Annotated in this window: 12 protein-coding genes; 7 read left to right on the top strand and 5 right to left on the bottom strand. The window is 32.4% G+C overall.

Annotation, left to right across the window (positions count from 1 at the left end; all coding sequences use genetic code 11):
- Nucleotides 1-87: 87 nt before the first annotated feature.
- A complete protein-coding gene (locus GQ593_RS11100) occupies nt 88-561 on the top strand; it encodes a GyrI-like domain-containing protein (protein WP_160432083.1) in 474 nt (157 codons plus the stop codon).
- Nucleotides 562-815: 254 nt separating this feature from the next.
- Here GQ593_RS11100 and rplI read toward each other — a convergent pair whose 3' ends face one another.
- From rplI to rpsF, 4 genes are read right to left on the bottom strand one after another with little or no spacing between them, the layout of a single operon-like run.
- On the bottom strand, nt 816-1,265 hold the full coding sequence (gene rplI / locus GQ593_RS11095) for a 50S ribosomal protein L9 (RefSeq protein ID WP_091120012.1): 450 nt from the start codon (nt 1,263-1,265) through the stop codon (nt 816-818).
- A gap of 22 nt (nt 1,266-1,287) precedes the next feature.
- Nucleotides 1,288-1,515: a 30S ribosomal protein S18 gene (rpsR, locus tag GQ593_RS11090; protein ID WP_025314965.1), complete on the bottom strand. Its 228-nt coding sequence runs from the start codon at nt 1,513-1,515 to the stop codon at nt 1,288-1,290.
- Between the two features lie 4 nt (nt 1,516-1,519).
- On the bottom strand, nt 1,520-1,828 hold the full coding sequence (priB, locus tag GQ593_RS11085; protein WP_160432082.1) for a primosomal replication protein N: 309 nt from the start codon (nt 1,826-1,828) through the stop codon (nt 1,520-1,522).
- Nucleotides 1,812-2,195, bottom strand: a complete 384-nt coding sequence (gene rpsF, locus GQ593_RS11080) for a 30S ribosomal protein S6 (RefSeq protein WP_065588737.1) — start codon at nt 2,193-2,195, stop codon at nt 1,812-1,814. Before rpsF ends, priB begins: the two co-directional genes overlap by 17 nt.
- Before the next feature lie 481 nt (nt 2,196-2,676).
- On the opposite strand from rpsF, the gene GQ593_RS11075 reads away from it, so the two are divergent.
- The 6 genes from GQ593_RS11075 (at nt 2,677) to GQ593_RS11050 (ending at nt 9,839) form a co-directional block, all read left to right on the top strand.
- On the top strand, nt 2,677-3,024 hold the full coding sequence (locus tag GQ593_RS11075; protein WP_160432081.1) for an HIT domain-containing protein: 348 nt from the start codon (nt 2,677-2,679) through the stop codon (nt 3,022-3,024).
- A gap of 7 nt (nt 3,025-3,031) precedes the next feature.
- Entirely contained in the window at nt 3,032-3,661 is a 630-nt protein-coding gene (locus GQ593_RS11070; protein ID WP_160432080.1) for a hypothetical protein, read from the top strand.
- Nucleotides 3,662-4,705, top strand: a complete 1,044-nt coding sequence (gene nagZ / locus GQ593_RS11065; RefSeq protein WP_160432079.1) for a beta-N-acetylhexosaminidase — start codon at nt 3,662-3,664, stop codon at nt 4,703-4,705.
- Nucleotides 4,686-5,927 carry a sigma 54-interacting transcriptional regulator gene (locus GQ593_RS11060; RefSeq protein WP_160432078.1) on the top strand — a complete coding sequence of 414 codons (1,242 nt, stop codon included), beginning with the start codon at nt 4,686-4,688 and terminating at the stop codon, nt 5,925-5,927. The genes nagZ and GQ593_RS11060 overlap by 20 nt, the downstream gene beginning before the upstream one ends.
- A 462-nt stretch (nt 5,928-6,389) precedes the next feature.
- Nucleotides 6,390-8,180, top strand: a complete 1,791-nt coding sequence (locus GQ593_RS11055; protein ID WP_160432077.1) for a beta-galactosidase — start codon at nt 6,390-6,392, stop codon at nt 8,178-8,180.
- 198 nt (nt 8,181-8,378) lie between these two features.
- Complete coding sequence (locus GQ593_RS11050; RefSeq protein ID WP_160432076.1) at nt 8,379-9,839, top strand: hypothetical protein; 1,461 nt, start codon at nt 8,379-8,381, stop codon at nt 9,837-9,839.
- 80 nt (nt 9,840-9,919) lie between these two features.
- Here GQ593_RS11050 and GQ593_RS11045 read toward each other — a convergent pair whose 3' ends face one another.
- Nucleotides 9,920-10,432, bottom strand: coding sequence for an integrase core domain-containing protein (locus GQ593_RS11045; RefSeq protein ID WP_202115472.1), 513 nt, complete (start codon nt 10,430-10,432; stop codon nt 9,920-9,922).
- Nucleotides 10,433-10,472 lie beyond the last annotated feature (40 nt).

Here is a 10,472-nt window from a genome sequence, read left to right as displayed (position 1 = left end):
TCTTATTCATATTTGTTCCTTTTTTAGTGGTGATAAGTTTACCTTACCCCTTAAAAAAGTTGTATGAATTAGTGTAGCCGATCCACTTTGACAAAAAATATAGTCGGAAGCTCAACAGAGTTACAAGTAACAACGGAACATATGAATGTATCTGATTCGTCAAATAATCGAAAAATATTCAATCTTTGGCGACACTTTATGATGAATAATTATCGTAAATTATTACCTTATTGTGTTGATGAAAATATCATTGCTCTGGAAGAACCCATAACTCGAAATCATATTAGAAAATGGGCTGCGATAGAAATCGCTTCTAATGCTGAGTACTCGACTCAAACAGATTGTCTAGAAAAACTGACCATTAATGGTGAGTATTTTGGTTTTATTCATACCGGGACTGCATTACAATTTAACCAAGTTTATCAACAAGCAATTGATTATCTGAGAAACAATAATATTAAAATTGATGAGAATCGGCCTAGATTAGAGATAATGCATCGTGATTATTTACCTGATAATCCATTAAGTAAAGAAGAATTTTGGATTCCCATTATTATGTAGATAATCGAGAACTTTGTTATTATGAATCCTTTCACCAATATCTTGTATAATCAAATAAACCTTATTTCAATATCTTTGGATATGCTATTTTTAACATAACAAAATTAAAATCTTTACGATGATATAAGTTATATGAAACAAAAAACGAGAAACTAATACAAGCTGCTTTTTATATAAAATAACAATTTTTTATATATTAACAATAAAAAAAACCCGTTACTTGAACGGGTTTTTTGGTATTTATTGTTGGATAATTATTCAGGAATAATATCAACAATAAGTTTAGCAAATGCTTCGCTGTGTACTTGGAAGAACACTTCATGTTCACCAGTAGTACGCAGTACACCATTTGGTAAGCGAACTTCGCTTTTTGATACTTGAATACCACGAGCTTTAACAGCATCAGCGATATCACGAGTACCGATTGAACCAAATAATTTGCCTTCATCACCGGCTTTAGAAGTGATAGTGACTTTACCAAGTGCATTGATTTGTGCAACACGCTCTTCAGCGGCTTTTAATGTCTCAGCAAGTTTTGCTTCTAATTCAGCACGACGAGCTTCAAAAAATTCGATATTCTTTTTAGTCGCTGCTACTGCTTTACCTTGTGGAATCAAAAAGTTACGCGCATAACCCGCTTTAACATTAACTTGATCACCTAAGCTGCCTAAATTAGCAACTTTATCGAGTAGAATAATTTGCATTATATGTTCCCTCTGTTGCTAATTACTGATGGTTGTCAGTGTATGGTAATAATGCCAAGTAACGAGCGCGTTTGATTGCGCGAGCTAATTGACGTTGATATTTTGCACTTGTACCAGTAATACGGCTTGGTACAATTTTACCACTTTCTGTGATATAGCTTTTTAATAAAGAAACATCTTTATAATCAATTTCTTTAACGCCTTCTGCAGTAAAACGGCAGAATTTGCGACGACGGAAATAACGTGCCATTTGGCTATTCTCCTAATAGTTTAACTTGGTCAGCATGTAAAACAAGTTGACTTGTTTGATTACGTTTAGTGTGGGTACTTATAAATCCACCAACTAAAACTCTACTGCCCTTTTTTACGTAACTTAATTCTTGTTGTCCACTAGCAATTACAGGCATGATGCACCATGCTTGCCTTGTGAGTTCTGCTTCAACTTGCTCAGAAACATGTTCTAAATAAAATTGACAATGCGAAATCCCATTTGGACTGATTTTTCGTATCGGTGTTTTTTTTACAATACCCGATAACACTAAACGATTATTCGTCGGAATCATCGTCCATGTTTGCTTCGTTAAAATCTTCTTCAGAGCTACGACGCTCATCTTTCGCTTTTAACATCGGTGAAGTTTCAGTTACAGCATGTTTAGTACGCATAATTAAACTGCGAATTACTGCATCGTTAAAACGGAAGTTGTCTTCAAGTTCGTTAACAGCTTCTTGAGTTGCTTCAACATTCATTAACACATAGTGTGCTTTGTGCAGTTTTTCGATAGGATAGGCTAATTGACGACGGCCCCAATCTTCTAGACGATGGATTTTACCACCATCAGTGGTTAACGTACCAGTATAACGCTCAATCATACTTGGCACTTGTTCACTTTGGTCTGGGTGAACCATAAATACTATTTCGTAATGACGCATTATCGCTCCCTACGGATTAATCAGCTTTCTGTCGGGGCAACCGCAACCCATTGAAAGCAAGGAACATGAAAATAGGCGGTTGAAATCGACGGGGCATTATATATCAACTTATCATATTTGACAAATGAATATAATAAGTTGATTTGAGGACTTGTATAACTTTTTTATGAAAGAAACGTCTGTTTTATCTTAGTTTTTAACAGAAAAACAGAAGATATGGCTTCATATTATATCTGAAACGTAAAAGATAAATATAATCAGTTGTATATCTGGGTGTTTTTACGGTTTTGCTTAACTATTTTACAAACTATCCATATCATATTAAATAATAAACAAAATTTACACAGTTTTGGACGTTTTTTATATAAAAATGTATTTTAAATATGTAACGATTGCTATACATTTTTGCTATTAAAATATGTTATGCTTATCAGTACATATCAATTTTACGCATAGACGTTTGTATAAAAGGAGATGTTTGATGGCTCAGGAAACTATTTTTAGCAAAATTATTCGAAGAGAAATCCCTGCCGATATTGTTTTTCAAGATGACAAAGTGACCGCTTTTCGAGATATTTCTCCTCAAGCGCCAACACATATTTTAATTATTCCTAACAAACTTATTCCAACCATAAATGATATCACTGAACAAGACGAAATGTTATTAGGGCATATGGTGATTGTCGTAGCTAAAATTGCAAAACAAGAAGGCATTGATGAAAGCGGATATCGTTTAATCATGAATTGTAATAAAGATGCAGGGCAAGAAGTCTTTCATATTCATATGCATTTATTAGGTGGCAAAAACTTGGGTCGATTAGTAGGTTAAACATTATATGAAACAGATAAAACGTCTATTTGTTATTGGTGCAATGACTTGTGTATTAGCTGGTTGTCAGCTTATTAGTCATACCCCAAAAGTTGAAGTAAAACCTCCCGTTGATGTCACTGAGCCTGATGATACGGGAGTGATTGAAACACCGCCTCAAATCGTTAAACAAACTGATTGGAACACTATATTATCACCATTTGTAAATAGAATATTACACGTGTCACTTTCAAACAATGACAATAAAATTATTTTAATTAGTGACATTCAAAATCGTAGTGGCGATTATCTTGTAACAAATCAAATTGATGATGCATTACATCAATTGATGAATAAACAAAATGTTTTTACAGTGGTTAATAGGCAGTCAACAAGCCAAGCTAAACAAGCGTTAGGTATTTCGGCTGATGATAAGTTTGTGTCACGTGGTAAGATGATAGGGCTAGCTAAATCAATCAATGCTGGATATGTGCTATTTACAACTATATATAAAGCACCAACTGATAGTAATGATGCTAACCTTTCAGTTGAATTGCTATCAACACAAAGCGGAGAAATCTTAACAAGAGTAACATCGAAAGACTTCCCTTCACAACAAAATACCAATAAAGATAATGTTTCAGAGGCACATGAATAAATGGGACCATTATTGATTGATGTCGAAGGCACTTCATTAACCGATGAAGATAAAGTGCTTTTGAAACATCCACTAGTTGCAGGAGTGATTTTATTTAGTCGTAATTATCAAGATCAAGCTCAATTAATGGCATTGATAAAACAGATTCGAGCGGCTTCTTCACAGCATTTATTAATTTCGGTCGATCATGAAGGTGGACGTGTTCAACGCTTTAGACATGGTTTTACACCAATTCCTCCTGCACAATCTTTTGCGGCTCTTAATAATCTAGAGCAAGCCAAGTCATTAGCCTTTGATGCTGGCTGGGTACTTGCTATGGAACTCATCACCTTTGATATCGATCTTAGCTATGCACCTGTGTTAGATTTAGGTCATGACTGCTTAGCTATCGGTACACGTTCGTTTCATCAAGATGTCAATATCGCTTATCAAGTTGCTTCTGCTATGATTGATGGTATGCATGCAGCAGGGATGAAAACAACGGGTAAACATTTTCCGGGGCATGGTCATGTGATTGCTGACTCGCATAAAGAAACGCCCATTGATGATCGTGAAAAATCGTTGATTGAACATGATATGCAAATATTTGCTAAGCTTATTGCTGATAAAAAACTCGATGCGATTATGCCAGCACATGTTATTTATCCTGCTTTTAATAATAAACCAGCTAGTGGTTCATCGTATTGGCTTAAAACAGTACTTCGCGAGCAATTGCATTTTGATGGTGTCATCTTTTCTGATGATTTATCAATGGAAGGTGCTTCAATAATGGGCAATTATGCCGAGCGAGCGCAAGCGGCATTATCCGCAGGCTGTGATCTGCTTTTAGCTTGTAATAACCGGCAAGGGACGTTAGCTATTTTAGATCAATTAACTGCGTTAGATAAGGTTCATCCTTTAACATCAGATAAAGCAAAACGTTTACTAACCAATACAAAAATGACCTATTCAGAATTAACGAAAAGCTGTGAGTGGCAACATCGACGTGATAATTTAGTAAAACTTAGTGAAAAGTGGGCAAACTATGCAAGTAGCAATCATTGAAATTGATAATAACCAACTTCTGGTTGCGTATAATGATGTCGCTAAGGCGTTATTTTCTGATTATGTTTTAGTATTAAATCAACCATTTGATTATCAAAAGATCTTCAATCTTGATAATACAATCAATATAGATGAACAAGATAATACAATCATTGTTTTAAACTCTCAGTATTTTTTATTACAAAGAGTGATAGGATCGTCTAAAACCCTATTTATTTTACAATCAATTGATTATCTCAAAAAACGATTATCAAAAATCAAAGTAGTGGGGGAGCATGCTTTTGATATTTTTGCTACCCAAAGTTTGGTTATGCAAAAGCTCATTGCTCAAGCTAAAGCCTTTTCTATGCAACGCGAACCATTATTAATATCTGGTGAAACAGGCACAGGTAAAGATTTACTGGCTAATGCTTGTCATCAATATAGCCCGCGTGGTGATCAGGCGTTTTTAGCCTTAAACTGTGCAGCCATGCCCGATGAAGTGGTCGAAAGTGAATTATATGGACATGCAGCAGGCGCCTATCCTGGTGCTATAGAGAATAAAAAAGGCTTTTTTGAGCAAGCTAATGGTGGATCTGTATTGCTTGATGGCATTGATGAAATGTCTTTTCAGATGCAAACCAAATTACTCCGTTTTATTAATGATGGTTATTTTCGCCGTGTAGGTGATGATAATGAAGTCTATGTTGATGTAAGAATTATTTGCGCTACAAAAGTCGATTTAGCCGAGTTGGTTGAACAAGGTAAATTTAGAAAAGATCTTTATTACAGACTCAACGTACTGTCGCTTAATTTACCCTCTTTGCAAGAACGTAAAGAGGATATTGCGCTACTGGTTCACATTTTTGTTAATGAGTTTGCCAATAAACAAGGCATTACACCGCCAAGAATTGATCATAATGTGATTGATTATTTGACCCATTACTCATGGCCCGGGAATGTAAGACAACTAAAAAATATCCTCTATTCTGCATTGGCGCAATTAACCTTGCCGATATTAACTGTCAAAGATATTGTGTTACCAACATCAACCACATCGCAATTATCTTGGGTTAGCAATATTGAAAATAAAACCCTTGATGAAATGACTAAACAATTTGAGAAAGAAATCTTATTAAAATTATATGGCCAATTCCCAAGTTCAAGAAAACTTGCTAAAAGATTAGGTGTATCGCATACGGCCATTGCGAATAAATTGCGGGAATATGGGATAGGGCGGTAGCAAATATATTGAAAAAATTTGCATCTAACTAATAAGGATGAGTCTTGTATATAAATAACTTAATTAATTTTTTAAATGTAGGAAGTTTAGCTTTGTTTATAGCAAATTTAGAAACAATTGTAGTTGTAGTGAATATATTTAAAAATACAACTAACTTGCGATAATTGAAAAGAAATTAGAAATTACATTATAAAAAAATACAGATAGTTAGACCATTCAAAAGTTAGAACACAGAAATTTAATTTATCTATTAAATATAATAAAATAGTTAAAAATCGTGAGTTGATTTAGGGTAAAATACAATATGAGTTTTTAGTGGGTATTTTATAATTAAGTGTAAAAATGGCTATTTTTTAATGGTTAAATAATTGCATTCTGCTTTAGGTTATTTACTTTCTGTTGCATTTGCAAACAAAATATATATATGTTATTTTGTAGACAGCACAGTAAAAAAGGAAAAATATGAAGTTAATATCTGCTTTTATTTTGTTTTTATTACCAACCAGTGCAATAGCGGGAAATACGTTAATTGCGCCAATGATAAATGGTTTAGGTGTCTGTGAATCAGCTATAAATAAGGGAATTTCCGACTCTAATGAAGCGTTATCTTATTGCGAATCTATTAATGAGACTTCTGCTTCCTTGATTGAAAAGAAACTATCATTGTTTGGAAATCAGAAGAGTATAGATGGTAAATTCCAAGTAGGTTATGTTCTTTCTTTCCCGCTTTTATCCTATGTTGATATGAAACCAAATGGCGATTTTAAAATCAATAAAAAGAATATAAGTTATCGCTTAAAATTATTAAAAGATAGCAAATTACCAGTAGTTCTTTATTTTTTTTCTAATCACTTCAGTGTAAGCCAGAATAGCCATATTGAAGATATGATTGCTAAATTAGATAGCAGAAGCTTAATGAAGCTTAGTGATGGAACCGTTCCTGTGGATAAATATTTTGCAAGCAGAATATACCCATGGTCTATTAATTCAAACCAATCATTAATTGATAAAGTTAGAAAATCGACGTTAACTGAGATCTTAACCCAAATATGTGAAATGAGTTCATCAGATAAAAATAAAATCTGGTCAGTTACTACTTTAGGTGAAGTCCACTATACTTTTCCCAATTTTTTTAGTGGTATGGGATATAAGGAAAAAATGAAATTAACTGACTATTCAATGGATTCTGTTGAACGTTTTCGTGTCTATTTAATTGATAAATATAAAACAATAAATAAATTAAATGATAAATTAAACTCAAATTTTAACTCTTTTGATGAGATTATTCCCCCTTCTAAAGATATAATGTCAGATCATTTAAATAATTTTTTTGAACATCTGAATTATGAATCTTCAGGTAAACTTACTCTTTATGGATGGGCTGATTTAGGGAAGAATAAATCATCTAAAATAAAAATTTATGTCGATGGTACTGATGTTGGGTATGCTGAGATAGGGCTTAATCGTATGGATGTTTATCAAGCGATACCAACTCTTGAAACTTCAGATGTAGGCTATCGTTACTATTTAGATTTTCGTAACATGAGCCATGGCATCCATTCAGTTGACATAGTACATGAAGATTCTGGTGAGTTGACTTTATTAAAGCATCTTGATATTTCTGTTATGGATCGTCAGCAAAACACTCCAAAACCAGTTGGTAAGCCAGTTCAATTCCCTGTTGAGAATAAAATACGGTTTTGGCATGACTATCCTGAGTCTTTAATTGCTGTTTATTATAATCCTCTTTCTGAAGAATTTTATAATTTCAGAAAAAATGAAGTTGCAAGTGAAATTTATGATTATGCTGACATAATTCGTTCTTCATGTATTGGCAAAGAAAAAGTGTTTTCACATCAGATTGCTCCAGTACTAAATGGAGATTGGAATGAAGAGAAACTAGCTGTTGAAGATTCATTAAAAATAAACGACCACTATAATATAGGTTTTAATGCTTACGGCTCTTCATTTTATAGTGATTATACTTTTGATTGGTTAAAAAAATCAAAAATTGATAGATATGGCATCCCTGAAGCTCATCCTATGGTTAATAATGCAGGTATAATAAAAAAGGCATTTTTACGCCATCATGATAACGGAGCTGTGTTTGTTGTTCCTTATTATATTGATATTACCCCAGATTCATTTGAAGAAGATAGAAATCATGCTAAATTTAAGATTGAATTAGATAATAAAGAATACAATTCAGATGTATATTTTAATGCTATTTATCAGATTATGAATGATAATTAGTAATTTATATAAGTTAAACAATTAATTAAGTTGATTTATAATATTTTGTATCAAGTTAATATAGTCAATATTATTATTTATTCAAACGAAATGCTTTTTATTTAATAAAATAATATTAATGGGAATTCATTTTAATTCTAGTGTAATAACAACATGGTTACATAATTTATGTTAAAAGTATTAATATGCACTAACCATATGGCTAATATCGGAGGTTCTGAAATTGTCGCCTTAGAAATTGCAGAATGCTTCAAAAAAAACAATTATCTAGTTGATATTGTTGCCAATTATATAGGATCGCCTGTTGCTGATATTGTTAAAAATTCGGGTATTAATTTATTAACTACAGATGCTTTACCAGATCCTTTCAGTTATGACATTGTTTGGGCTCAACATCAGGTATTGCCTATATTAGTTGATCGTTATATAGATAACTTCAATAATAATACATATTTTGTATTTGCCCATTTATCACCGTACGAGCATTTAGAAACGTTAGGTTTATATACCGAGAGATTGCTTGCTAATAAGATTTTTACTAATAGCAAAGAAACATTCTATCACTTATGCAATTTAGGTTTGCCTGTTGAGATTAGTGATGTTTTATTCAATGCTTCACCGTCTGAATTTTATCAAGAAAAAAATACAAAAGAGCAGCCTCTAAAAAATATACTTCTAGTTAGTAATCATCCTCCTGAGGAAATCCTTGATGCTATAGAAATTTTAAAAAAGGAATATTCATTAAATGTGATGAATATTGGCGTCCGAGGGAATATAGAGCGTTTAACACCTGTGATGATTGAAAATGCTAATGCAGTTATTACTATTGGCAAAACCGTTCAATATGCCATTGTAGGTGACACTCCAGTATATTGCTACGATCATTTTGGTGGGATTGGCTGGTTATCTGCAACTAATTATAAAAAAGCAGAAGAATTTAATTATTCTGGGAGGTGCTGTTTAAGAAAGATCTCTGCACGAGAGATAGTTGAAGAAATCATTGTTGGCTATGAAAAAGCTAAAGAGGATATTCATCAAATTAGACATGAAGTTTTATCTAAATATTGTTTAGATTCCTATATCATTACTATAATTAAAGCGTCTAAAGAAAAGTATAATTCAAGATTTATCGATTTAGAGGATCGTCAGAAAATAAGATCTGAATCAGAAATTGTTAAATCAATTAAACAATATTACAATGCATATAATGAATTGTCTGTATACCATAATGGGTTGTTGATGAAGCTGAATGATTTATCGTCTAAAAATGAACAATTAATTTCAGAAAATAGCATTGTTTTAGATAAATTTAATAAATTAACTATTACCCATAATGAGCTTGTTTTAAAATTTAGTGAAGTAACATCTACGATTAATAGTCTTTCAGCTCATAATAATCATTTGTTATCAGATAATAGTATTAATTTGGAAAAGTATAATGAACTTATTTTAAGATTTGATGAAGTAACATCTACGATTAATAGTCTTTTAATCCATAATAATCATTTGTTATCCGAAAATAGCGTTAATTTGGAAAAGTATAATGCATTATTAAACTCTTATAATAAATTAGAAAATCGATATTTAAAATATAAGAATACATTTTTTAAAAAATTAGCAAGAAGAATTAAAAGAATATATAACAAAAATGTGGACTAGCTTAAATTAATAAAACCAATCATTTACTCAAAATGATTATCTATTTTTTACTATAAATCTTTAGGAAAGCATAGAGTTGTTTACACTTCATGATTAAAATAATCCTCTAAAAACTCATAAGGTGTTTTCCCCGAAACCGCCTTATGCGGTTTAACTTTATTATAATAGTTAATAAATCGCTTAAGTTTTTGTTGCCTATCTTTTGAATCTTCGAATTTTTGCTGGTTATGCCACGTCGCCATTAAAGTACGTATCACTCTTTCTGCTTTTCCATTCGTTTGTGGGCAGGCAAGTTTAGTAAATTTCTGGTTTATCCGATGGGTATTACACGTTTTAACAAATAGGTGTTCACTTATGTCTTGATATTCGCGCCCGTTATCGGAATACATACATTCAATGGCATAAGAACATTGGGCTGAGCTAAACACATCATTTTGTAAAAATAGTGCTGAGCTAAATTGGGATTTATCGGAGTAAATGCCCGCATAGCTCTCGCGTGAAAAATCATCAATGCCAACGAATAAATAGTCTTGTGTTTGCTGTTTCATTTCATTTTTAAGTACCAGTAAACGTTTGGTATCAACGTAGAGCATTTTTTCCGGAGTTTTTGTTATAGCGTTTAGCCTGCCGTCT

The sequence above is a fragment of the Gilliamella sp. Pas-s25 genome (genome assembly GCF_009795885.1).
In the GTDB taxonomy this organism is placed as follows: domain Bacteria; phylum Pseudomonadota; class Gammaproteobacteria; order Enterobacterales; family Orbaceae; genus Gilliamella.
This window is presented reverse-complemented; position numbering and strand designations above follow the sequence as displayed.